This window comes from Streptomyces sp. NPDC090499, assembly GCF_044769305.1.
In the GTDB taxonomy this organism is placed as follows: domain Bacteria; phylum Actinomycetota; class Actinomycetes; order Streptomycetales; family Streptomycetaceae; genus Streptomyces.
Genome location: NZ_JBIVXP010000002.1, coordinates 716181 through 740304, shown reverse-complemented (window position 1 = coordinate 740304; position 24124 = coordinate 716181). Strand labels below are relative to the sequence as shown.

22 protein-coding genes are annotated in these 24124 nt (G+C 72.1%); 10 read left to right on the top strand and 12 right to left on the bottom strand.

Annotated elements, in window-relative coordinates:
- Positions 1–27: 27 nt before the first annotated feature.
- The 3 genes from ACIQVL_RS11675 (at position 28) to ACIQVL_RS11665 (ending at position 3978) form a co-directional block, all read left to right on the top strand.
- On the top strand, positions 28–1251 hold the full coding sequence (locus tag ACIQVL_RS11675) for an arginine deiminase (RefSeq protein WP_403475167.1): 1224 nt from the start codon (positions 28–30) through the stop codon (positions 1249–1251).
- A gap of 167 nt (positions 1252–1418) precedes the next feature.
- Positions 1419–2426, top strand: a complete 1008-nt coding sequence (gene argF / locus ACIQVL_RS11670; RefSeq protein WP_403430480.1) for an ornithine carbamoyltransferase — start codon at positions 1419–1421, stop codon at positions 2424–2426.
- Positions 2427–2541: 115 nt separating this feature from the next.
- Complete coding sequence (locus ACIQVL_RS11665; RefSeq protein WP_403430479.1) at positions 2542–3978, top strand: amino acid permease; 1437 nt, start codon at positions 2542–2544, stop codon at positions 3976–3978.
- Here ACIQVL_RS11665 and ACIQVL_RS11660 read toward each other — a convergent pair.
- The 6 genes from ACIQVL_RS11660 to ACIQVL_RS11635 all read right to left on the bottom strand — a co-directional run bounded on the left by ACIQVL_RS11660 (position 3938) and on the right by ACIQVL_RS11635 (position 8670).
- On the bottom strand, positions 3938–4387 hold the full coding sequence (locus tag ACIQVL_RS11660; RefSeq protein ID WP_388914786.1) for an ATP-binding protein: 450 nt from the start codon (positions 4385–4387) through the stop codon (positions 3938–3940). The genes ACIQVL_RS11665 and ACIQVL_RS11660 overlap by 41 nt on opposite strands.
- 254 nt (positions 4388–4641) lie before the next feature.
- Positions 4642–5850 (bottom strand): sulfate adenylyltransferase subunit 1, encoded by a 1209-nt coding sequence (locus tag ACIQVL_RS11655; RefSeq protein ID WP_403475166.1) that lies wholly within the window; start codon positions 5848–5850, stop codon positions 4642–4644.
- A 2-nt stretch (positions 5851–5852) separates the two neighbouring features.
- The gene (gene cysD / locus ACIQVL_RS11650) at positions 5853–6755 is read right to left on the bottom strand and encodes a sulfate adenylyltransferase subunit CysD (protein WP_403475165.1); all 903 of its coding nucleotides are present in this window, start codon (positions 6753–6755) and stop codon (positions 5853–5855) included.
- Complete coding sequence (gene cysC / locus ACIQVL_RS11645; protein WP_403430473.1) at positions 6752–7303, bottom strand: adenylyl-sulfate kinase; 552 nt, start codon at positions 7301–7303, stop codon at positions 6752–6754. Before cysC ends, cysD begins: the two co-directional genes overlap by 4 nt.
- A gap of 242 nt (positions 7304–7545) precedes the next feature.
- Positions 7546–8358 (bottom strand): PaaX family transcriptional regulator C-terminal domain-containing protein, encoded by an 813-nt coding sequence (locus ACIQVL_RS11640; RefSeq protein ID WP_403475164.1) that lies wholly within the window; start codon positions 8356–8358, stop codon positions 7546–7548.
- A gap of 117 nt (positions 8359–8475) precedes the next feature.
- A complete protein-coding gene (locus tag ACIQVL_RS11635; protein WP_403475163.1) occupies positions 8476–8670 on the bottom strand; it encodes a DUF5999 family protein in 195 nt (64 codons plus the stop codon).
- Positions 8671–8944: 274 nt separating this feature from the next.
- On the opposite strand from ACIQVL_RS11635, the gene ACIQVL_RS11630 reads away from it, so the two are divergent.
- Positions 8945–9382 (top strand): DUF6299 family protein, encoded by a 438-nt coding sequence (locus tag ACIQVL_RS11630; RefSeq protein ID WP_403475162.1) that lies wholly within the window; start codon positions 8945–8947, stop codon positions 9380–9382.
- Positions 9383–9474: 92 nt separating this feature from the next.
- Here the strand turns inward: ACIQVL_RS11630 and ACIQVL_RS11625 are convergent, their stop codons facing one another.
- Entirely contained in the window at positions 9475–11445 is a 1971-nt protein-coding gene (locus ACIQVL_RS11625) for a hypothetical protein (protein WP_403475161.1), read from the bottom strand.
- 271 nt (positions 11446–11716) lie between these two features.
- Between ACIQVL_RS11625 and ACIQVL_RS11620 the strand changes: the two genes are divergently transcribed.
- The 3 genes from ACIQVL_RS11620 (at position 11717) to ACIQVL_RS11610 (ending at position 15336) form a co-directional block, all read left to right on the top strand.
- Entirely contained in the window at positions 11717–12715 is a 999-nt protein-coding gene (locus ACIQVL_RS11620; protein ID WP_403430465.1) for a LacI family DNA-binding transcriptional regulator, read from the top strand.
- 170 nt (positions 12716–12885) lie between these two features.
- Positions 12886–14400 carry an SDR family oxidoreductase gene (locus ACIQVL_RS11615; protein WP_403475228.1) on the top strand — a complete coding sequence of 505 codons (1515 nt, stop codon included), beginning with the start codon at positions 12886–12888 and terminating at the stop codon, positions 14398–14400.
- Positions 14401–14586: 186 nt separating this feature from the next.
- Complete coding sequence (locus ACIQVL_RS11610) at positions 14587–15336, top strand: SDR family NAD(P)-dependent oxidoreductase (protein ID WP_403430463.1); 750 nt, start codon at positions 14587–14589, stop codon at positions 15334–15336.
- A gap of 70 nt (positions 15337–15406) precedes the next feature.
- Here ACIQVL_RS11610 and ACIQVL_RS11605 read toward each other — a convergent pair whose 3' ends face one another.
- The 5 genes from ACIQVL_RS11605 to ACIQVL_RS11585 form a co-directional block, all read right to left on the bottom strand.
- Entirely contained in the window at positions 15407–16024 is a 618-nt protein-coding gene (locus ACIQVL_RS11605) for an NADPH-dependent F420 reductase (protein WP_403430461.1), read from the bottom strand.
- Between the two features lie 219 nt (positions 16025–16243).
- Positions 16244–16537, bottom strand: a complete 294-nt coding sequence (locus ACIQVL_RS11600) for a hypothetical protein (protein ID WP_403430459.1) — start codon at positions 16535–16537, stop codon at positions 16244–16246.
- A 64-nt stretch (positions 16538–16601) separates the two neighbouring features.
- Positions 16602–18131, bottom strand: coding sequence for a helix-turn-helix domain-containing protein (locus ACIQVL_RS11595; protein WP_403430458.1), 1530 nt, complete (start codon positions 18129–18131; stop codon positions 16602–16604).
- 414 nt (positions 18132–18545) lie between these two features.
- Entirely contained in the window at positions 18546–18743 is a 198-nt protein-coding gene (locus tag ACIQVL_RS11590; RefSeq protein WP_403475160.1) for a DUF4236 domain-containing protein, read from the bottom strand.
- Between the two features lie 65 nt (positions 18744–18808).
- Positions 18809–20089, bottom strand: coding sequence for a LuxR C-terminal-related transcriptional regulator (locus ACIQVL_RS11585; RefSeq protein ID WP_403475159.1), 1281 nt, complete (start codon positions 20087–20089; stop codon positions 18809–18811).
- 147 nt (positions 20090–20236) lie between these two features.
- On the opposite strand from ACIQVL_RS11585, the gene ACIQVL_RS11580 reads away from it, so the two are divergent.
- From ACIQVL_RS11580 to ACIQVL_RS11570, 3 genes are read left to right on the top strand one after another with little or no spacing between them, the layout of a single operon-like run.
- Positions 20237–21400, top strand: coding sequence for a hypothetical protein (locus ACIQVL_RS11580; RefSeq protein WP_403430451.1), 1164 nt, complete (start codon positions 20237–20239; stop codon positions 21398–21400).
- Positions 21397–22287, top strand: coding sequence for a hypothetical protein (locus tag ACIQVL_RS11575; protein ID WP_403475158.1), 891 nt, complete (start codon positions 21397–21399; stop codon positions 22285–22287). Before ACIQVL_RS11580 ends, ACIQVL_RS11575 begins: the two co-directional genes overlap by 4 nt.
- 40 nt (positions 22288–22327) lie before the next feature.
- Positions 22328–24001 (top strand): hypothetical protein, encoded by a 1674-nt coding sequence (locus tag ACIQVL_RS11570; protein WP_403475157.1) that lies wholly within the window; start codon positions 22328–22330, stop codon positions 23999–24001.
- Positions 24002–24124 lie beyond the last annotated feature (123 nt).

The following is a 24124-nucleotide window of genomic DNA, read 5'->3' as shown; positions in this document are numbered from 1 at the left end:
ACGGTCGTCGATGGTCAGGATGGAGGCATGGGATTCCACGTCGACTCCGAGGCCGGGCGGCTGTGCCGCGTCATACTGCACCGGCCGGATCTGGAGCTCAAAAGGCTCACCCCGAGCAACAAGGACGCCCTCCTCTTCGACGACGTCCTCTGGGTGCGCCGGGCGCGGGCCGAGCACGACGGGTTCGCCGACGTGCTGCGCGACCGCGGGGTCGCCGTCCATCTCTTCGGCGACCTGCTCGAAGAGGCACTGGCCATCGAGGCCGCCCGCACCCTCGTCCTGGACCGGGTCTTCGACGAGAAGGAGTACGGCCCGCTCGCCACCGACCACCTGCGCGCCGCCTTCGAGAAACTGCCGGCCGGCGAGCTGGCCGAGGCGCTGGTCGGCGGCATGACCAAGCGGGAGTTCCTGGCCGCCCACGAGGAGCCCACCTCGGTCCGCTTCCACGCCATGGACCTCGACGACTTCCTCCTCGAACCGCTCCCCAACCACCTCTTCACCCGCGACACCTCCGCCTGGGTCTACGACGGCGTCTCCATCAACGCCATGCGCTGGCCCGCCCGGCAGCGCGAGACCGTGCACTTCGAGGCGATCTACCGGCACCACCCGCTCTTCCGCGGCGAAACGTTCCACGTCTGGTCGGAGGGGCAGGCCGCCTACCCCTCCACCATCGAGGGCGGCGACGTCCTGGTGATCGGCAACGGCGCGGTCCTGATCGGCATGAGCGAGCGCACCACCCCGCAGGCCGTCGAGATGCTCGCGCACAAGCTGTTCGCGGCCGGCTCGGCGCAGACCATCGTCGCCCTGGACATGCCGAAGCGGCGCGCCTTCATGCACCTCGACACCGTGATGACGATGGTCGACGGCGACACCTTCACCCAGTACGCCGGGCTCGGCATGCTCCGGTCGTACACCATCGAACCGGGCAGCGGCGAGAAGGAGCTCAAGGTCACCGACCACCCGCCGGAGCACATGCACCGGGCGATCGCCGCCGCCCTCGGCCTCAGCGAGATCCGGGTCCTGACCGCCACCCAGGACGTGCACGCGGCCGAACGCGAACAGTGGGACGACGGCTGCAACGTCCTCGCCGTCGAACCCGGCGTCGTCGTCGCCTACGAACGCAACTCCACCACCAACACCCATCTGCGCAAGCAGGGCATCGAGGTGATCGAGATCCCGGGGAGCGAACTGGGACGGGGGAGGGGCGGACCGCGGTGCATGAGCTGCCCGGTGGAGCGGGATGCCGTGTGAGGGGCGCCGCGGTGCCGGCGGTCCGTGGTGTGCCGCATACGGCTGCGTGAGCAGCGCAGTATGAAAACGTGCCGATCGGATGGCCCGACGGTGCCTGTATAGAAATGTGGAACATCGTATAGACTTCCAAGGTCCCTGAAGCCGACCCCAACCGCTGGAGCGCCCCCATGGCGACTGTCCCGACCGCCCTCGCCGGCCGCCACTTCCTCAAGGAGCTGGACTTCACCCAGGAGGAGTTCCGCGGGCTGGTCGAGCTGGCCGCCGAGCTGAAGGCGGCCAAGAAGGCCGGGACCGAGACGCAGTACCTGCGCGGGAAGAACATCGCGCTGGTCTTCGCCAAGACCTCCACCCGTACCCGCTGCGCCTTCGAGGTCGCCGCCGCCGACCAGGGCGCCGCCACCACCTACCTCGACCCGGCGGGATCGCAGCTCGGGCACAAGGAGTCGGTGAAGGACACCGCCCGGGTCCTCGGCCGGATGTACGACGCCATCGAGTACCGCGGGCACGGCCAGGGCGTCGTCGAGGAGCTGGCCGCGTTCGCCGGGGTGCCCGTCTACAACGGCCTCACCGACGAGTGGCACCCCACCCAGATGCTCGCCGACGTGCTCACCATGACCGAGCACAGCGACAAGCCGCTCACCGGGATCGCCTTCGCCTACCTCGGTGACGCCCGCTACAACATGGGCAACTCCTACCTCGTCACCGGCGCCCTGCTCGGCATGGACGTCCGGATCGTCGCGCCCCGCCTGCTGTGGCCGGACGACACCATCGTGGAGCTGGCCCAGCAGCTCGCCGGCGCCTCCGGCGCCCGGATCACGCTCACCGAGAACGTGAAGGACGGGGTGCGCGGCGCCGACTTCGTCGCCACCGACGTCTGGGTGTCGATGGGCGAGCCCAAGGAGGTCTGGGACGAGCGCATCGCGCTGCTCGGGCCGTACGCCGTCACCATGGACGTGCTGCGCGCCACCGGCAACGCCGACGTCAGGTTCCTGCACTGCCTGCCGGCCTTCCACGACCTCGGCACGGTCGTCGGCCGGGAGATCCACGAGCGGCACGGGCTGACCGAACTGGAGGTCACCGACGAGGTGTTCGAGTCCGAGCACTCGGTCGTCTTCGACGAGGCCGAGAACCGGATGCACACCATCAAGGCCGTGCTGGTGGCCACACTCGCCTGACCAGCCCGTTCGTTGCCCTTATGCTGTGCGGCGGCCCGGCACCACCCCACGCCGGAGCCGCCGCCGCGACCGACCCCGGATCGCACCCGCACCACCAGAAACGAGCACCACCCGCATGCCCCGCATCAAGTCCCCGCACCTCCTGGTGGCCGAATCCGGCGCCGACCGGGAGGGCCACGGCCTCCGCCGCACCATGGGCCTGTTCCAGCTGATCTGCTTCGGCATCGGAGCGATCGTCGGCACCGGCATCTTCGTCGGCCTCTCCGACTCGGTCGCCCAGGCAGGACCTGCCGTCGTCGTCTCCTTCGTGCTCGCCGCGGTCACCTGCGTCTTCACCGCCCTCTCCTTCGCCGAGCTGGGCGGCGCGATCCCGGTCTCCGGATCGTCGTACTCCTTCGCCTACGCCGGACTCGGCGAGTCCACCGCGTTCCTGGTGGGCTGGTGCCTGCTCCTGGAGTACGGCATCTCGATCTCGGCCGTCGCGGTCGGCTGGAGCCAGTACGTCAACGAGCTGCTGCACAGCCTCACCGGCCTGCAGCTCCCGCACGCCCTGTCCGCGGGCCCCGGCGACGGCGGGATCGTGAACCTCCCCGCCGTGATCGTGATCGCGATGGCCGCCGTGCTGCTGGTGCGCGGGGTGCGGGAGAGCGCACGGGCCACCGCCGCGATGGCGGCCGTGAAGCTGGTCGTCCTGCTCGCGTTCTGCGCGATCGGCTTCAGCGCCTTCAAGGACGGCAACCTCGTGCCGTTCTCCCCGGCGGGTCTCGGCGGCATCGGCGCGGGCACCACCGCCGCGTTCTTCTCGTACATCGGCTTCGACGCGATCACCACGGCCGGCGAGGAGGCGAAGAACCCGCGCCGGGACATCCCGGTCGCCATCCTCGTCTGCATGGGCGTGGTCACCCTGCTGTACTGCGCGGTCGCGCTGGCCGCGATCGGCGCCATCGGCGGCGACCAGGTCGCGGGCCGCCCCGCCGCCCTCTCCTACGTCGTCAACCAGGTCACCGGGTCCACGGTCGGCGGCGGTGTGATCGCCTTCGGCGCGGTCGTCGCCATCGCCTCCGTCGTCCTCGCGGTGATGTACGGGCAGACCCGCATCCTCATGTCCATGTCCCGGGACGGCCTGATCCCGCGGGTCTTCGAGAAGGTCTCCCCGAGGACCGCCACCCCGGTGGCCGGCACCCTGGTCGTCGCGGCCGTCTTCGCGCTTCCGGCGGCCTTCGCCTCGCTGGACGCGGTGATGAACCTGTGCACCATCGGCACCCTCGCGATCATGGCCGTGGTGAACATCGCGGTGATCGCCCTGCGCCGCCGCGAACCGGCCCTCGCCCGCACCTTCCGGGTGCCGCTCTACCCGGTCGCCCCGCTGCTGGGCGTCGGCTTCTGCCTGTACCTGATGTACGAGACCGGGTGGACGACCTGGGTCCAGTTCGCCGTCTTCCTGGCCGTGGGCCTGCTGGTCTACCTCGGCTACGGGCGCCGGAACTCCAGGCTGGCGACCGCCGGGGCGGTTACGCCGGACGCCACTGACGCGGTACTGCAGGAAGCCTGAACCACACCGCCTTGCCGGACTCGGTGGGGCGGTGCCCGCAGGACGAGCTCAGGGCGCGGATCAGCAGCAGGCCGCGCCCGCCCTCCTGCATGGGGTCGGGCTCCTCGATCACCGGACGGGTGAGATGGCCGGGCGGCGCCGGGTCCGGGTCGTGCACCTCGACCTTGCAGCCCCCCGGCACCAGCTCGACGACCAGCTCTATCGGCCCCCTGCCCGCGGTGTGCTCCACCGCGTTGGCGACCAGTTCCGCCGTGAGCAGCTCGGCGGTGTCGGGGTCGGCCGCATGGTCCGCCTCCTCCATCGCCGAGCGCACCAGGGCACGGGCGACCGGCACGGCCGCGACGGTGTGCGGCAGCGCGATACGCCAGGAGGCGGCGGAAGGTGGTTCGTACACGGCGATTCCGTTCATGGCGCAGGCGATCACTGCTTGTCCTGCTTTCAACTGTAGGAATGGTACGGGTCCCGTCCCGGACGCTGTCGGCGCCCCCCTGACGGGACCTTCGTCCCGGTAACGGGTGGCTTACCCCGCCCGTGGGCCCGTCTCGCACATCGGGCCCGGCTGTTACCGCGTTATTGACGCGCCGTGACCTTGTGACGCGGAAACCCGGAGCGGACACGCGAAGGAGCCCCCGGAAACCGGGGGCTCCTTCGCGGCAGGACGGATCAGTCGAAGTCGACCATCCCGGCGGTCAGCGTGGCGCCGTCCGCGGGGTCGATCAGGATGAACGCGCCGGTACGGCGGGAGACCGCGTAGGCGTCCAGCGGCAGCGGCTCGGCGCTGCGCAGGGTGATCCGGCCCAGGTCGTTGGCGGTCAGCCCGGTCGCGCCCCCCAGGTCCCGGACGATCGCCTTGACGATCCGGGTGGCGTGCTTGAGCAGCACCCGGTCGCCGACCCGGAGCGGCCGGTCGGCCAGGTGGCACACGGCCGCGGTCACGTTCCGGGTGAGCACGGGCGCCTCCGGACCCGCGGTGATCATGTCACCGCGGGAGACGTCCCGCTGGTCGGCCAGGCGTATCCCGACGGACTGCGGGGCGTGGGCCACCTCGGCCTCGGTGCCGAGGATGTCGATCCCCGCGATCTCGGAGGTCTCGCCGGACGGGTGCACGGTGACCCGGTCGCCGACCCGCAGCGAGCCCGAGACCAGCTGGCCCGCGTAGTGACGGACGTCACCGTGCCGGATGACGTACTGGACCGGGAAGCGGGCCGGGGCGTCGGCGGCGTCCGCGGCCACCGGGACGTTCTCCAGGAACTCCAGGAGCGCGGGGCCGTCGTACCAGTCCATGTGCGCGGAACGGTCGACGACGTTGTCACCCACCAGTGCCGAGACCGGGATCGCGGTGACCCCGGGGAGTCCCAGCTCGGCGGTCTGGACGGTGAAGTCGGCCACGATCCGCTCGAACGCGGCCCTCTCGTAGCCGACCAGGTCCATCTTGTTGACGGCGAGGACGACGTGCGGGACGCGCAGCAGGGCGGCCACGGCCGCGTGCCGCCGGGTCTGCTCGACGATGCCGTTGCGGGCGTCGACCAGGATGATCGCCAGTTCGGCGGTGGAGGCGCCGGTGACCATGTTGCGGGTGTACTGCACGTGGCCCGGGGTGTCGGCGAGGATGAACCGGCGTTTCGGGGTGGCGAAGTAGCGGTAGGCGACGTCGATGGTGATGCCCTGCTCGCGTTCGGCGCGCAGGCCGTCGGTGAGGAGGGCGAGGTCGGGGGCGTCCTGGCCGCGGCTCGCGGAGGCGCGTTCGACGGCCTCCAGCTGGTCGGTGAGGACCGACTTGGAGTCGTGCAGCAGCCGTCCGACGAGGGTGGACTTGCCGTCGTCGACGGAGCCGGCGGTCGCGAACCGCAGGGTGTCGATGGTCGTGCTCATGCTTAGAAGTACCCCTCGCGCTTGCGGTCTTCCATCGCGGCCTCGGAGAGCTTGTCGTCGGCACGCGTCGCGCCGCGCTCGGTGAGCCGGGAGGCGGCGATCTCGGCGATCACCTTCTCGATGTCGTCGGCGTCGGAGTCGACCGCGCCGGTGCAGGACATGTCGCCGACGGTCCGGTAGCGCACCTGGCGCTTCTCGGCCGTCTCGTTCTCGCGCGGCCCGCCCCACTCGCCCGCGGTCAGCCACATCCCGCCGCGCATGAACACCTCGCGGTGGTGGGCGAAGTAGATCTGCGGGAGCTCGATCTCCTCGCGGGCGATGTACTGCCAGACGTCGAGTTCGGTCCAGTTGGACAGGGGGAAGACGCGGACGTGCTCGCCGGGGGCGTGCCGGCCGTTGTAGAGGTTCCACAGCTCGGGGCGCTGCCGGCGGGGGTCCCACTGGGAGAACTCGTCGCGCAGGGAGAAGACGCGTTCCTTGGCGCGGGCCTTCTCCTCGTCGCGGCGGCCGCCGCCGAAGACCGCGTCGAACTTCTCGTGCTGGATCTTCTCGGTGAGGGGGAGGGTCTGCAGCGGGTTGCGGGTGCCGTCGGGGCGTTCCCGCAGCACACCGCGGTCGATGTAGTCCTGTACGGAGGCCACATGGAGGCGGAGCCCATGTGCGGCCACCACACGGTCCCGGTACTCAAGGACCTCGGGGAAGTTGTGGCCGGTGTCCACATGCAGCAGGGAGAAGGGGATCGCGGCGGGGGCGAACGCCTTGAGGGCGAGGTGCAGCATGACGATGGAGTCCTTGCCGCCGGAGAACAGGATCACCGGCCGCTCGAACTCGCCCGCCACCTCGCGGAAGATGTGGACCGCCTCGGACTCCAGCGCGTCCAGATGGGACAGCGTGAAGGTGCTCATGCCAGCCCCCGCTCCACCAGCAGTGCGTGCACCGCGTCCGCCGACTCCTGCGGGGTCTGGTCCTGGGTGTGCAGCACGAGCGCCGGGTCGACGGGCGGCTCGTACGGGTCGTCGACGCCGGTCAGCCCGGTGAGCTGACCCGCGGCCTGCCTGGCGTACAGGCCCTTCACGTCCCGCTCGCTGCACACCTCGACGGGGGTCGCCACATGCACCTCCAGGTACGGCGTCCCGCTCTTCTCGTGCCGGTTGCGGACCGCCTCGCGGCTGTCGGCGTAGGGGGCGATGACCGGGACGACGGAGAGCACGCCGTTGCGCGCGAGGACCTCGGAGACCAGGCCGATGCGCTGCACGTTGGTGTTGCGGTCCGCCCGGGAGAAGCCGAGGCCGGCCGAGAGGAAGCGGCGGATCTCGTCGCCGTCGAGGACCTCCACGCGATGTCCCTCGGCCTTGAGCCGGTCGCCGAGTAGGCGGGCGATCGTCGTCTTGCCCGCGCTCGGCAGCCCCGTCAGCCAGACCGTGGCTCCCTGAGCCCTTGGCGTGGTGGTCATGCGCAACAGACCTCTTCCTTACCTTCTCGGCGAACTCGCGTACGACCCGTCGAAGAGTAGGTAAGAAGTCTGAGAGGAGTGGTTAAGGAACCTGAGGTTTAACTGAGTGACTCCTGGTACGCAAGAGGTCACAGCGTCCTGCAATGAACATTTCACAATCGGCTGTCTGTTCACAGAGCCGTTCAGCGAGCCGCGGACAGGGCCGTTCACACAGTCGGTCACAGAGCCGTTCACCGAGCCGGTCACAGACCCGCGAAGACGCCCCCGGCCTCCCGCAGCCGTTCGTGCAGAGCGCGGAAGACGGCCGCCGAGCGGGTGCCGGGCCAGTCGGCGGGCAACAGCTCCGTCGGCAGCCCGGGGTCGGTGTACGGCAGGTGGCGCCAGGTGTCGAGGGCGCGGAGATAGTCGCGGTAGGCGTCCTCGGGCGGGGTGTCGGCGCGGTGCTCCCAGTCGCGCAGCACCGGCTCGTGGGCGTCGAGGAACTGCTCGTGGGCCTTGGCGATCGCCGTCAGGTCCCACCAGCGGGCGACGGCCTCTGTGGTGGGCTGGAAGCCGAGGTGGTCGCCGCGGAAGAAGTCCACGTACGGGTCGAGGCCGAGCCGGCGCAGGGTGTGCCTGGTCTCCTCGAAGAGCCGGGCCGGAGCGATCCACACGCCCGGCGCGGCGGTGCCGAAGCCGAGTCCGGCCAGCCGTGAGCGCAGTACGTGCCGCTTCTGCCGTTCCGACTCGGGCACCGAGAACACCGCGAGCACCCAGCCCTCGTCCTGCGGCGGCGCGGCGGCGTACACCCGGCGGTCGCCGTCGTCGAGCAACTGCCGTGCCTCCGGGGAGAGCTCGTACCCGGCGGCGCCCTGCGCGGTCCGGGCCGGTGCCAGCAGTCCGCGCCGTTTCAGCCGGGACACCGACGAACGCACGGAGGGGGCGTCCACGCCCACGGCGGCCAGCAGCCGGATCAGCTCGGCGACGGGCACCGGGCCGGGCAGGAAGCGGCCGTACGCGCCGTAGAGCGTGACGATGAGGGACCGCGGGGCGTGTTGCTCGGGCACGTTGATCATTTTAGGTCCCCGGCATCGCTGCTGGTCACCTTCGGTGCACGGCTGAATGAGAGTCAGGATTCCGGGGCCCGTCCCGGAAGGCCGTCCCGGCCGGCCGTGCAGGCCGGCGGGGCCGGGTCAGGCGGCGACGGCGAGGCGGCCGACCGGGCCGCGGTGCGGCGGGACCACGCTGCCGTCGGCGTGCAGCTCGCCGGTGTCGTCGAAGACGATCGCCCCGTCGCACAGCAGGGTCCAGCCCTGCTCCGGGTGGGCGGCGACGATGTGCGCCGGGCCGCGGTCGGCCGTCGCGCTCGGGAACTGGTGGGAACACATGGCGCACCTCCACGGGTCTGCCTCCGGCACGGTCGCCGACCGGCATGACCAGACCATGCTCCCGCCGTGAACGCCGGGGAACCACCTGCCGCGACCTGTGACAACACGCGGACAACACCCGGACGCCGCCACGACGGCCGCCGCGGCTCCGGGACACACCCCGGGGTCCTGCCCGGTGCGGCGGGACGCGCCACCGAAGGGGTGACGGTCACGCTCCCGGGCCCGGCCGCCCGGTATCCAGGGCATGCCCCCCTCATGTTCCGGGAAGGAAGCCATGCCCCTACGCCCCGCCCTCGCCGCGGCCCTCGGTTCCGCCGCCCTGGTGTGCGCCGCCGTCGCCCCCGCGACCGCAGCCCCGGCCGGTGCCCCCGCCGAGTCCGTCACCGTCGACCCCACCGGCCGTCTCGCCGCCGACGGCACCGTCACCCTGTCCGGCACCTACACCTGCACCGATGCCACCGGCCCTGTGTTCATCAGCGCGTCGCTCAGCCAGGACTCCCCGAACTTCCGGCACGGCATCGGCGGCACCCAGGCCGTCTGCGACGGCGCCGAGCACCACTGGGAGAACACCGGCGAGGTCGCCTCGGAGAAGCTGAAGCCCGGCGCGGCCAACGTGGAGGCCACGATCCTGGAACTGCGGAACACGGGCGGCCTGCCGCTGCCGTCCTTCCACGCCGTCGGCCGGCAGGACATCACCCTCACCAAGGCCTGAGCCGCGTCTCCGGGCGGTCCGGCGCCGCGGGGGTGCCGGACCGCCGGACGCCGACGGCGGCGTCGGACAGCACCCCGGCGCCGTGCGGCCGTTCAGTCCGACACCTGCACCACCGCGGTCGCCCCCGCGCGTACCGTCGGCGTCGCGTACGTGTACGTCACGCCGTTCACCGTCTTGGTGCGCGCCCGCTGCGGGACGCCGTCGACCGTGATCCTCTTGTGGGCGCCGGCGAAACGGGCCTCCCAACGGTAGGCGCCGTGACGGGAGTTGTTCGTGAGCGTGGTCTTCGTCGCGCCGTCGTGCCGGACGGTGACCGTGCCCGTGCCGACCGGTACGTCCGCCACCTGGAGCCACTTCATCCCGGACGGCAGCCGCGACTGGGTGGTCACCCGGTGTGCGGCCGCGTCGGGGGCGATGCCCATCAGGCCCTCGACGGTCTGGCTGACCAGGGTGAACGACACCTCGGGGTAGTCGCCGTCCGGGCCCTGGCTGGAGTTGACGTGCTGGACGTCCCGCTCGCCGTAGATCTTCTTCATCCACCACCAGGCGGTGTCGGCGCGGTTGTTCCGGAAGAACATGTCGGGCAGGTACGTCGTCGACTCGATGTTGGGCGAGCCCTCGGGGCCGAGCTCCTGCGCCTGGATGTAGTCGAGGTAGGCGTCGTTGCGCGGGCCCGGGTCGATGATCTGCTTCATCGGCATGAAGACGCTGTTCTCCTTGCCCCAGCCGGTGACCGGGGTGCCGGAGACGGTGTACGCGCGGACCATGCCGGCGCCGCTGCCGGTCCCGCTCCACTCGTCGTTGAAGTACGCCTTCAGGTCGGCGGCCCGCCGGTCGTACGTCTTCGCCAGCTTCGTGTCGCCCTTGCCGCGGGCCAGCACGGCCATCGCCAGGTACGCCTGGTACTCCGAGGCGATGGTGTCCCCGGCCTCGGCGAGGTCGTCGCCGTCCTGCTCGTTGTAGCTCGCGGCACCGGCGAAGATGCCCTGGCCGGTGCCCTCGGCGACCTTGACCGCGCCGTTGTCCTTGGCGCTGTTGTGGAGGTCGATGAACTGCTCGGTGGCGTGCCGGTAGAAGTTCCAGAGCACCGGGTCGTCCACGTATCTGCGGTCGCCGGTCCAGAGGTAGGCCTGCGCCGCCTTCTCCACGAGCTCGAAGACGGCCGGGACCTCGCGCACGAAGTCGTCCGGGTTCTTGTAGTCGATGCTCAGGTACGTCCTGGCGTCGAAGTTGAGCGACCACACCGGGAAGTACTGGTGCTCGGCGGTCGCCGAGGCCGCGTAGGAGCGGAGCATCGTCTCGTTCTCGGTGTCCAGGCCGAGGAGATGGGCGCCGTCGAGCTGGTGGGACATGTCGCGTGAGTAGTACGCGCTGCGGTTGGCGTATCCGGCCCAGTAGGTGGGCCCGTACGTCGTGGTCCCGGTGCCGCTGGTGTGGTACTCGTCCGCGTTCACCGGGCCGACCGTGCCGGGCAGTTGCACCCAGCTGTTGGCCTTCCGCTTCGCCCAGTCGAACATCTCGACGACCTCGGGGTCGGACGAGGTGACCCGGGGGTCGGCCGGCGCGGCGGGCGAGATCATCAGGTCGTCGGCGTTGACCCAGCCGCTGCCGGAGCCGAAGGCGATCTCCAGCCGGTCACCGGCCTTCAGTTCCACACGGCTGACGGTGTACCGGGCGTAGGTGGCGCGCTGCGGCAGCTGCACCGTGCGGACGGTCCCGCCGTTGCGCCGGACCGTGTACGTGCCGCCGGTGCCGGCGCTCGCCACCCACGCGGAGAAGTCGTAGCTGCCGTCCCGCGGCGCGACCAGGTCCAGCCGCGCGGACCTGCCGGTGCCGGCGTCCAGGTACAGGAATCGGCTGCCGCTGTGCACGTTGCCGGTACCGACCCCGGTGCCGGGGTCGAAGGTCCAGCCCGTGCCGCCGTTCTCGAACCCGGGGTCGGACAGGGTGAGTTGGGGACGGGAGTCGGTGGCCGCGCGCGGTGCCGCGGTGGCGGACGTGGCGGGGACGAGCGGCGTGAGCAGAGCAACGGCGGTGAGCAGCATGAGCCGTGAGGGCTTCATCGGGTCTCCGGTCTTCAGCTACGGCGGGCGGGGCGGCCGAGTCGTGGCGGAAAGCTAACAGGGCCGGAGGAAGCCGTTCAATGGTCATGCACAGCAAAATTGCAAGCCACATGTCTGTACAGCACTTCAACTTGCCGGATCGAGCTGAAAACTTTCACTGCCATCACGCAAGTCGGCTGGAGCCGGGGAGAGTGACACGCGCAGATCCGCGTATCATCGACGCCTGCGAAGGCCGCACGGCGGGACACGGCGGGGGCACGGAGGGAACCGTATGAAGGTCGGCATCACCGAGGTCGCGGGCCGGGCGCGGGTGAGTGAGGCGACGGTGAGCCGGGTGATCAACCGGCGTCAGGGGGTGTCCCGCAAGACGCGGGAGGCGGTCGAGCAGGCGATGGCCGATCTGGGCTACGAGCGGCAGACACAGGGGCAGCTGGTCGCGGTCGTCACGGAGCTGGTGTCCAACCCGTTCTTCGCCGATGTCTGCGAGCGGATCGAGTCGACGCTGGCGCCGCACGGGCTGAAGACGATCGTGTGTCCGTGTTTCGCGGGCGGGGTGCAGGAGCTGGACTATCTGACCGCGCTGGCGGACCGGGGGGTGGCGGCGGTGGTGTTCCTGTCCGCGAGCAACACGATCGAGGGCGCGGATCCGCAGGCGTACGAGCTGCTGCGGTCGCGGCGGATTCCGTTCGTGGGGGTGAACGGGCAGTTCGAGGGCGGGGGTGAGGCCCCGGTGTTCTCCACCGACGACCTGCTGGCCGCCGAGCTGGCGGTCGATCACCTGTACCGGCTGGGCCACCGCCGGATCGGGATGGCGTCGGGGCCGGTCGGCAACCGGCCGGCCGACCGGCGGGTCAGCGGGTTCGTGGACTCGCTGGCCCGGCGCGGGATCGGGGATGCGGAGCAGTGGGTGGTGCGGCAGTCCTACACCGTCGAGGGCGGCCAGTCCGCCGCGCTCGCGCTGCTGGCGCGGGGTGCCACGGCCATCGTGGCGGCGAGCGACTACATGGCGTTGGGTGCGATCCGCGGGGCGCGCCGGCAGGGCTGTGACGTGCCCGGTGACGTGTCGGTCGTCGGCTACGACGGCTCCATGATCATGGATTTCGTCGACCCGCCGCTCACCACCGTCCGCCAGCCCGCCGACCGCCTCGCCCCCGAGGTCGCCCGCAGCGTCCTCGCCCTCCTCGGCAATCGCGACGTCCCCGTCGGTGAACTCCTCTTCGACCCCGAACTCGTCGTCCGCGCCAGCACCGCACCCCCGAAAGCCCGGTGAACCCCGGCGCCGGCCGCCGGGCGCCACCTGCGAGAGCCCTCCGTCACCCGGATGGCGCAGTCGCCCGGCGCACCCGCGCGGGCGGGCGGCACCGTAGAGGTGGCGAGGGCGCACGGACGACGACTGAGGCGGTTCGCGTGGCGGACGAGACGGCCGGGACGACGACGAACGTGAACGGGGCCGGTGCGACGGCTCCGCGGACCTGTCTGGTGACCGGGGCCAGCGGTTATATCGGCGGACGGCTGGTGCCGGAGCTGCTGGACGCCGGGTACCGGGTGCGCTGCCTGGTCCGCACGCCCCGGAAGCTGCGTGACCAGCCGTGGGCCGGGCGGGTGGAGGTCGTACAGGGCGACGTCACCGACGCGGACTCGGTGGCGGCGGCGCTGGCGGGCATCGACGTCGCCTACTACCTGGTGCACGCGCTCGGGGCCGGCCGCGACTTCGAGCGCACCGACCGGCAGGCGGCCCATGTCTTCGGCGAGCAGGCCCGCCGGGCCGGTGTCGGCCGTCTGGTCTACCTGGGCGGCCTGACCCCGGCCGGCGTGCCCGAGCGGGAGCTGTCGCCGCACCTGCGCTCGCGCGCCGAAGTGGGCCGTATCCTCCTCGGCTCGGGTGTGCCGACGGCCGTGCTGCGGGCCGCCGTCATCATCGGGTCCGGCTCGGCCAGCTTCGAGATGCTGCGCTACCTGACCGAGCGGCTGCCGGTGATGGTCACCCCGCGCTGGGTGCACACCCGCATCCAGCCGATCGCCGTACGGGACGTGCTGCGCGTCCTGGTGGGCTGCGCCGGCCTGCCGCCCGACGTCAGCCGCACCTTCGACATCGGCGGCCCCGAGGTGCTCACCTACCTGGAGATGATGCACCGGTACGCCGCCGTCGCCGGGCTGCCCCGGCGGCTCATCATGCCGGTGCCGGTGCTCACCCCCGGCCTGTCCAGCCAGTGGGTCGGCCTGGTGACCCCCGTACCGGCCGCCATCGCCCGCCCGCTGACGGAGTCGCTGCGCTACGAGGTGGTGTGCCGGGAGGAGGACATCGGGCGGTACGTGCCGAGCCCGCCGGGTCACCCGGTCGGTTTCGACCGGGCCGTCGCCCTGGCGCTGCAGCGCGTGCGGGACGCCCAGGTCGTCACCCGCTGGTCCTCCGCCGCCGTGCCGGGCGCTCCCAGCGACCCGCTGCCCACCGACCCGGAGTGGGCAGGCGGCAGCCTCTACACCGACGTGCGCGAACGCCACGCCGAGGTGGCTCCCGGCGCGCTGTGGGAGGTGGTCGAGGGCATCGGCGGTGAGAACGGCTGGTACTCCTTCCCGCTTGCCTGGGCGGTGCGTGGCTGGCTCGACCGCCTCGCCGGCGGGGTGGGCCTGCGCCGGGGGCGACGTGACGCGCGGCGGCTGCGGGTCGGTGACTCGCTGGACTTCTGGCGGGTGGAGGAGATCGAGCGCGGACGGCTGCTGCGGCTGCGCGCCGAGATGCGGCTGCCCGGCCTGGCCTGGCTGGAGATGTACGTCGACGACGAGGGCGTCGGCGGCGCGCGTTACCGGCAGCGGGCCCTGTTCCACCCGCACGGACTGCTCGGCCAGCTCTACTGGTGGAGCGTCTCGCCCTTTCACTCGGTCGTCTTCGGCGGCATGGCCCGCAACATCGTCCGTGCCGCCGAACGCGGGCAGCAGCGGAGCGCCGCCCCTTGAGCCATCCGGTTGCAGTGCTCTTCCGGAGGTTTTTAACTGATGGGTACGAATCCATCCAGAACGTGCGGACCGTGAGGTGTGACGGCGGAGGATTCCACCGGCGGTCGGGGTGTTGTGGCTCCGTGCCGGGGCGCCGGCTCCCCGGCGCGGTCCTTGGCGAGTCGCCGCAGGGGAGATGTGGACATCATGGGACAACTGGACGGCAAGATCAGCCTGGTGACCGGCGGCTCGACCGGGATCGGTCTGGCGATAGCCCGCCGGTTCGTCGACGAGGGCGCCACCGTCTACGTCACGGGCCGGCGCAAGGCCGAACTCGACGCGGCTGTCGAAACCCTCGGGGCACGGGCCGTCGGCATACAGAGTGATGTCTCGCAACTGGACGCCCTGGACGACCTCTTCGCGATCGTCCGGGACGGCAGCGGGCGTCTGGACGTCATCGTCGCCAACGCGGGCGGCGCCGAGCTGGCGCGGCTCGGGGAGATCACCGAGGAGCAGTACCGCTCGACCTTCGACATCAACGTCAAGGGGACCATCTTCACGGTCCAGAAGGCACTCCCGCTGCTCCCCGACGGGGCCTCGGTCATCCTGCTCTCGTCCACCAACGCGTCGATGGGCGTCCAGGCCATGAGCGTCTACAGCGCCACCAAGGCGGCCATCCGCAATCTGGCCCGCACCTGGGCCGCCGAACTCGCGGGGCGCGGTATCCGGGTCAACGCCCTGAGCCCGGGACCGATAGACACCCCGGGGATCCGCGGTCTGGACAGCCCGGCGAACGGCCGGCCGCAACTGGCGGACCAGCTCGCCGACGACATCCCCCTCGGCAGGATAGGACGCCCCGAGGAGGTCGCCGCCATGGCGGTGTTCCTCGCCTCCGACCAGAGCTCCTTCACGACGGGAGCCGAACTCTTCGTCGACGGCGGCATGGTCCAGGTCTGAGACCGCGTCCGGCACCGGTGGCCGGTGGTGGGCGTGCGGTGCGGGTCGTCAGCCGGCGTCCTGAAGCGGGTCAGCCGGTGTCCTGGAGCAGGAAGTGCCGTGCGTTGAGCGGGCCGTCGAGCTGCAGAAGCCGACCGCCCTCCCGCAGCCCTCCGAGGTCCAGCGCGGCGAACCCGAACTGGTCCAGCAGCGCGGCCACGGCCGCCTTCGCGTCGGTGTCGTCGCCCGCGTAGAAGACCACTTGACGGCCTTCCCCGTGCCGCGGGTCCGCCGCGACGAACGCGGCGAACAGGCTGTTGAACGCCTTCACGATCCGCGCTCCGGGAAGGCGCTCGGCGACCCATTCGCTGCCCGTGAGATCACCGACGTCGTACCGGCCCCGCCAGGGGCCGGCCGCGGCGAACTGGTTCGTCGTGTCGACGACGATCTTCCCGGACCAGTCGGTGAGACCGGTCAGGTCCGGTACGGCGAAGAACGGCACCGCGAGGAAGACGAGGTCCGGTCGCGCCGCGTCCTCGCTCGTCACCGCGTGGGCCCTCGGCCCGAGTTGCTCCACGACCGTCTTGAGGGTCTCCGGGCCCCGGCTGTTCCCGATGAGTACCTCGTGTCCGTGCCGGACCGCCTGGCCGGCGACGGCCCTGCCGATCTCTCCCGCGCCGAGAATGCCGATGGTGCGCTGTCCGGCCATGCCCGCCTCCTTGATCGTCTGTCGTGGCCGGGGCGGTCCCCGGCACGTGCTGTCCGTGTGCGATGCGGGTCGAAGTCCAGGAGGCGCCGTGTCGGCACCGGCACCGGCCGCGGCGGTGGGCGGGTTCCCGCCACCAGCAGCCCGCGGGCCGGGCGGTGAGCGGGGCCGCCCCTGCGGATGCGGACGTCATCGAGGAGCCCTTCGGGTCCATGGGCCGCTTCACCGGGGGCTGCTCTCCGGAAAGGCGACCCGGATGTGATGGTCGTCGACGTCGAGGTCGAGCTGGATGGAGTCGGCACCGGTCACGTGCCAGCCGGCGGAGTCCCGGCGGTCGACGACGACCGAGACCCCGGCGGGGTCGGGAAGCCGGTCGACGGTGAAGCGTGTCGGTGTTCCGCGCCGTGAGGGGGTGGCAGCCGTCGTCTCGACGGTGAGGACGCGGTGGACCATGTCGTTCTGGGCGCGCCGGACACCGATGACGGGGTAGTCGACGCCACGGAGAGGCGCCGCCATCTCCCCTCCCGCCCCGCATTGATGCAGGTCAGGAGCAGTATGGCGGCGTTCCTTCGCGGGCCGTTCAGATGTCGCGGAAGATCTCGATCTGCGCTCCGACCGAGTTGAGGCGTTCGGCGAGGTCCTCGTAACCGCGGTTGATGACGTAGACGTTGCGCAGGACGGACGTGCCCTCGGCCGCCATCATGGCCAGCAGGACGACCACGGCGGGGCGCAGGGCCGGCGGGCACATCATCTCGGCGGCGCGCCAGCGGGTCGGGCCCTCCACCAGGACCCGGTGCGGGTCGAGGAGCTGGAGGCGGCCGCCGAGGCGGTTGAGGTCGGTCAGGTAGATCGCGCGGTTGTCGTAGACCCAGTCGTGGATGAGGGTCTTGCCCTGCGCGACCGCCGCGATGGCGGCGAAGAACGGCACGTTGTCGATGTTCAGGCCGGGGAACGGCATGGGGTGGATCTTGTCGATGGGCGCCTCCAGCTTGGAGGGGCGGACCGTGAGGTCGATCAGGCGGGTACGGCCGTTGTCCGCGCTGTACTCGGGGCTGCGGTCGTGGTCGAGGCCCATCTCCTCCAGGACGGCGAGCTCGATCTCCAGGAACTCGATGGGGACGCGCCGGACCGTCAGCTCCGACTCGGTGACGACGGCCGCGGCCAGCAGGCTCATCGCCTCGACCGGGTCCTCGGAGGGCGAGTAGTCCACGTCCACGTCGATGTTCGGGACGCCGTGCACGGTGAGCGTGGTGGTGCCGATGCCCTCGACCTTGACGCCCAGCGCCTCCAGGAAGAAGCAGAGGTCCTGGACCATGTAGTTGGAGGAGGCGTTGCGGATGACGGTGACGCCGTCGTGCCGGGCGGCGGCCAGCAGCGCGTTCTCGGTCACCGTGTCGCCGCGCTCGGTCAGGACGATCGGGCGGCCGGGGCGGACCGCGCGGTCGACCTGCGCGTGGTACTGCCCCTCGGTCGCCGCGATGTCCAGGCCGAACCGGCGCAGCGCGATCATGTGCGGCTCGATGGTCCGCGTGCCCAGGTCGCAGCCGCCGGCGTAGGGCAGCTTGAACTGGTCCATGCGGTGCAGCAGCGGGCCGAAGAACATGATGATCGAGCGGGTGCGGACGGCGGCCTCGGCGTCGATCGACGCCATGTCGAGGTCGGCCGGGGGCACCAGCTCCAGGTCGACGCCGTCGTTGATCCAGCGGGTCCGCACGCCGATGGAGTTGAGCACCTCCAGCAGGCGGTACACCTCCTCGATCCGGGCCACCCGGCGCAGCACCGTGCGCCCCTTGTTGAGCAGCGAGGCGCACAGCAGGGCCACGCACGCGTTCTTGCTGGTCTTCACGTCGATGGCGCCGGACAGCCGACGGCCGCCCACCACCCGCAGATGCATCGGGCCCGCGTAGCCCAGTGAGACGATCTCGCTGTCCAGGGCCTCACCGATTCGAGCGATCATCTCAAGGCTGATGTTTTGGTTGCCGCGCTCGATGCGGTTGACGGCGCTCTGACTGGTGCCGAGCGCCTCCGCGAGCTGTGTCTGTGTCCAGCCGCGGTGTTGCCGGGCGTCACGGATGAGCTTGCCGATGCGTACGAGGTAGTCGTCTGCCATGGGGCCGAGGTTATCTCAGATATGAGATGGCGCTCGTCGGGGGGTCCGTTCGGGTGATGCCCTGTCAACGAGTCCGGTCGTTCGATCCGTCGAGCATTGTCCGGGCTTGGGCAAGGTGAGGCTCCAGGGCGCCCCGTTCGCCGACGGCGTTCGCGCGTCCGGCGTCCCGGAGTGCCGGGGCGCGGTCGCCGAGGCCGTCGGCACCGGCGTGCCCTCCGCCGACCGGGTGGACCGGAGCCCGAACTGCCTGCACTTCGACTTCATTCCACGGGGGGCCGGACTTGACACGCTCTGCCCCGATTTGCGACACGCCCACGAACGGCCCTCCGGGTTCCTGCACCTGCGCCCGGAGCAGGACGGAGCAGGACGGAGCAGGACGGAGCAGAGAGCCCCTGAGAGGGAACACCGCGGCCGTCACCGGCGCCGGGCCCTGCTGGTGCGCCGCCACCCGAAGGGGCCCGGCAGATCCCACGACGTCGTCCGGCGCCCGGTACTGCTGCGCGTGTGGTGCGGCCCGTGCCGGCCGCCGGTGGTGAGGGACCAGGAGTGCCGGTTGATGTTCAGGCGCACACCCGGCAGGATCCGGAAACTCTTGCGGAACGTGAGGGGCACGGTGTCTCCTTCCGCCTCGCTGCGAGGCTTGCCGATGGTCTTTCGGCTACCCCGGCGTGGCGTCCTCAGCCCGGCCCGGCGGCCTCTTTCCCGGCGCCGCGGCCGCGCGGACGCCTCCGGCCGTCCGTGGTCAGCGGAGGCTGGACGAGGCCCGGCAGGTAGTGGTGGAAGAAGACCTCCTCCATGAGCTCGCGGCGGCTGTGCACGTCCGCCTTGCGGAAGATCTTCTTGAGATGGTCCTGGACGGTGTCCTCGGTGATCGCCAGCTCGTCCACGATCTCGGTGGTGGACCGGCCCACCAGCACCCGCTGCGCGACCTGGCGTTCGCGGGCCGACAGGCCGTACGCGTCGAGCACGATCGCGGCGAGTTCGCCGGGCTGGCTGAGACCGACCGAGACGTACGTGTGCCCGGCCCCGGTGTCCTCCCCGGCCCCTTCGCCGTCACCCGGGGCCGACATGTGCGTGGCGTGCAGGGTGACCCAGTGGCCGCTGTGGGTCCGCACCCGGGAGCGGGTCGACTGGACCGGGGCCGGTAACTCCCCGGTGTTCCCGTGCGCGGTGGTGCGGACCCTGGCCGCCACGGCCTGCAGCGCCAGGGGACCGGTCTCCTCGTCGGTCGGGCGGCTCTCCTGGATCTGGCCGAGCCAGTGCCGTGCCGTCGGCGTGGCCTGCCGGATGCGGCCGTCGCGGTCGAGGACGACCAGGCCGGGCGCGTCCGGGGTGTCGCCCAGGTCGGTGCCGCCCAGCAGGAACGCCTGGCGCAGCGCCCGCCCCGCCGGGGTGCTGAGCCGGGCGGCGAGCGCCACGTCGGCGGGGGAGAACGGCAGCGCGCCCCGGGCCCGGCACAGCACCAGCAGCCCCCAGCAGTGCCCCCGGTCGCGCAACGCCACCCGCAACTCGTCGGCGAGGCCCTCCGGGTGCAGGATGTCCCGGTAGTAGACGTTGTCCTCCAGCCGCCGACCCGTGGACACGCTCAGCAGACTGGCCGGCTCGGTACGGCGGGACAGCGCCCGGATGTTGTCGACGCCCGCCTGCTCGGCGTGTTCGATCTCGAAGAGCCGGGGCATCACACGTTCGGGAAACCCCTGTTCGTGGCGGCCGCCCGTGTCCAGCAGCGTCGCCGGATCGAGCAGCACCCCGCACCACACGTCCGCGGGCACCTGGCGCAGCAGACACCGGGCGGCGGCGCCCAGCACCTCCAGGGCGGCGCCGGCGGCGGGCGCGGTGGCGAGCAGCCGGCGGGAGCGCCGCTCGAAGGCGTCCACCAGGTCGCCGGAACGGGCGCGTAACGGACCGGAACGGCCCGCGGCGGACTCTGGCGAGGGCTCGGAAGCAGGTCGAGGCATATCCGCAACTGTAGGGATATCCCAGATGGTTGGGATGGGTTCCGCACGATCCGTCGCTTACGGTCGCCGTACCGCTCCGCACGGGGGGTGTGCCGCGGGGACCTCGTGCCCCGCGACGCTGTTCCGCGTCACCGAACGAGGCACTGCATGGACTCGATTCCCGTCACCGTGCTCGGGCCGTCCGGCTCGGGCAAGACCCTCTACCTGGCCAGCCTCTTCCGCCGGCTGTTCATCCAGCGGCCGGACACGGGGTTCTTCGTGAACGTCCCCGGCGCCGACAAGATCAGACTGAACAACATCTTCCGCGAGGTGACCTCCGGGGCGCCCGACGAGTGGCCCGACCCCAGCATGCAGGCGAACACCACGGAATGGACGTTCACGTGTTCGCTGCGGACCGAGGACGGCGCGGTCTTCAGCCCGTTCACCCTCTCCTACCTCGACTATTCGGGCGCGTTCATGCAGATCGAGGACGCCTGGGAGAGCGAGGCGGGCCAGGCGGTCTGGGAGCGGGTGAGAGCCTCGAAGTTCCTGCTGCTCCTGCTGGACGGTGAGAAGGTGCTCCGCCAGCTCGACGGCGAACCGGGCCTCACCGACGAACTCGTCGGGATCCTCAACGAGATCCAGCAGAGCGATGCCGCGCTGCACGTGGTGGTCACCAAGTGGGACCTGCTGCAGGCGGCCGGCCACACGCTGCGCAGCGTGCTCGACGGTCTGCTGGAGCATCCGGACTTCGAGGCCTTCTACCTGGACCGGGTCAACCGGAAGTCGGTGGGGACCTTCCGGTTCATCCCGGTGAGCGCGCTCGGCGAGGGCTACGCGGTCCTGGACCCGGTCTCCCGGACCATGGTCAAGCAGGTCAAGCCGGGCACGTACCCGAGGCCGTACAACGTCGAGATACCTTTCATGGCCGTCCTCGTGGACCTGGTCCGCGACGAGCTGCGGGCCTCGGCGCACCGGGCCGAGACCGCGGGCCCGCTCCTCGAACAGCACAGGCAGCGGCTGGTACGGATGGACGGCTGGGACAGCAAACTGTCCCTGCTGCGCTCCGTCCTGGGCGCCAAGCCCGCCCGGTCGCCCCTGCTGCGGCTGGTCCAGCAGGACGTCCTCGAAGCCGCGGGGGAGTACGGGAGCAGGCGGATCGCCGAGCGCAGGCAGCAGGTCGAGCGGGAGATCGCCCAGGTGCGCGGGCAGATGCTGCAGGCGCGCTCCGAGGACGAGGCGCTGACGCGCATGGCCGAGGTGTTCGACGCCGTACTGGCCGAGTTCGAGGCCGTGCACCCGGGGTCGCGCGTGCTGAAGGAGGCCTCATGACCTACGGAGCGGACGGGCCGCCGGCCGGCGCGGACCGCCCGGACGCCTGGCCCTTCGTCATCACCCGCACCGCCAGCCACGACTTCCAGGTGGTGGTCGCCCCCAGGTTCCTCGCCGAGACCCGGACCCACGCCCTGCTCACGAGCGCGGCGGGCGGCGAGGTCTCCGGCCACAGCGCCTACCTGCGCGAGTACCGCGACCAGGCCGGGTACTCCCTGTGGCTGCTGTACCGCGTGGTCTACCTGACGGGCGCCGACGTCGGCCAGGACGTCGAGTACGTCCGCAACCGTTCGCGCCGGACGCCCCTGACGGAAGGCGTCGTCCTCCGGGACCGGCCGCGGACCGACGAAGCCACGCGGGAACTCTTCCAGTTCGTGCACGGCCTGTGCGCGGACGTCGTCAAGGACTTCTACAACGCCGACTCCGTCACCTTCGGGGTGCGTCCCTCCGACGCGGTCCGGATGCCCGCGGGCGGAGCGCCGCTGAGCTGCGTCACCCTGGACACCTACCAGTCGAAGAGGAGTATCGAGGCGGCCCTTTCGGGCCGCCGCCGACCGTCGGCCGGGGAGCGCGTCCCGGTCGGACCGGGCGGCGGACCCGTGGCCGTTCCCGTACCGCAGGACGGCGGCGGGGTTCCTGCGCCTGGCGGGTACCACGCTGGACCGGGCGGGCCGGGGAGCCCTGACCCTGGGGGCCAGGGCCCACGCGGCAGCGGCGGTTCTGGAAGCACGGGAGGCGCCGGCGGACCCGCGATGGCGGGCGGCGGGCGGGCCGGGCCGGCCGGCGGACGGTCCGCCGACCGGGCGTGGGGCATCGTCGGCGCGCTGACACTCACCGTGCTGGTCCTGTCCGTGGCCCTGCTGGTGGTGCTGCTGGGCTCGGTCTGACGCGGACCGGGCAGGAGGCGTGGGACGGAGGCGACAGGGGGTGAACGCGCGGGATGCCGACGCCCGGGACGGGGACGGGGCGCCGTCCGAGACGGTTCTGCTGGAGCACTGCCGCACGGCGGCGTCGGCGCGCCATCTGCTCGCGCTCGTGCCGGACCTGCCCGGCCTGCTCCGGCCCTCGGTCGCGGACCGTCTCCAGGCCGGGGCGGAGCGGCTCGACGCGGCCGGCCGGCCGCGGGAGGCCCACGAGGCGTTCGTCCGGGCGGCGGTGCTCCGGCTGGCCGCCCGCGTGGGCCCGGAGCGTGCCGCGGCCGCGCTCGAAGCGATCGCCTCGATCCTCGCGGAGCCGTCCCGGGGCAGCTCCCGGGAGACGGCCCTGGGACGGCTCCGCGGGCTGCCTCCCGCGGAGAGCCAGGCGCTCTGGCACGCCTTCCTCGCCCTCCTGCGCCACGGGGTGCGGACCGGCCTGAACGGGGGCGGGCCACACGGGGAGCCGGGGGAGGCGGCGGGGGCCGCGGGGACGGGGGACACGGCCGGGGAACCGCAGGGGAGTTCCCCGGCCGTACGGGCTCGGCCACCGGCGGGCCCGCCGGCGGGCGGCGGCGCCGGCGCGCCCCCGGCCACCGCCGCCGCCCACTGGCGGGCGCTCGGCGCCGGGCACCGGCGTCTGCTCACGCTCGACCCGGCGGCGCGCCCCGCCGAGTGGGAGTCCTTGGTCGACGGCCTGTGCACCGCGGTGTCCGCGCTCACCGCACTCGCAGGACCGCCACCGCGCCGCGGCCCCGCTTCCGCACCGGATCCCGGAGTCGAGCTGGACGAACGGCATCCCAGCACCGGACCGCTGCGCGAGAGCATCGCCCTGCTGACCTGGGCCGACCGGACGCGGGACGCCGAACTGGCCGAAGCGGCGCTGGCCTTCCTCACCGCGGTCGCCCAGGCGGCGCACGACGCACCCGCCGGGCAGCGGGCCTACGCCCGCTGGCACATCGGCCTCGCCCACGGCCTGCTCGGCGAGATGCGCTCCGGCCGCGCGGAGCGGGACTCCGCCGAGGCCGCGCTGACCGCGTACGGCGAGGCGCTCGCGACCGGATGCGAAGGAGCGGTCCGCGCCGCCGTCCTCACCTCGCAGGCGGCCACGCTGGTCCGGCGGACGACGGGCGAACGCCGGGAGAACCTGGACCGCGCGCTGCGGGCCGCGCAGGAGGCCGTACTCCTGTGCGACCGGCTCGCGCTGCCGGCGCAGCGGGCCAGGGCCCTGCTCGGTGCCGCGGCCGTGCACCTGGCGTTGCCGCCGGGGGAACCGGGCGAGCACGTGGCGGCGGCCTGCGCGGCGCTCGGCCGGGCGGTGGCCCTTGCGCCCGCTCCCGCGGGAAGCAGCCCGGCCGCATGGCCGCTCGCCGACTGGATCAACGCCGTCGATGAACTGGGCGCCGCCCTCGTGCAGCGCGGCGCCGCCGTCCCCGCCCGCGACGCCGACCGCGCCCTCGGCCTGCTGCGGGTGGCGCTCGCGGCGCGTCCCGCCGCGGCGGCCCCGGCCGCACGCGCCGTCACGCTGCGCCGCCTCGGGCGTGCGGCTTCGGTCCGCCGGCTCCGGGCGGCCGACGGCACGGAACGGGCCGCGCTCCTGGCACGGGAGACCCGGTGGCTCCGGGAGGCGACGGCACTCGACGGCCGGCCCGGCGGGCCGGGGCCGTCATGGACCGGCGGCGGGTGAGGGCGGCACGGCGGCGCCCCGCAGCCGTGCACGACCCCGGTCCCGCCCTCTCACCGCAATCTGCGGAACCTGTACAACCAAAGGCGCGCCGTACAAGTCATGCAGGACATGACAACATGGAGA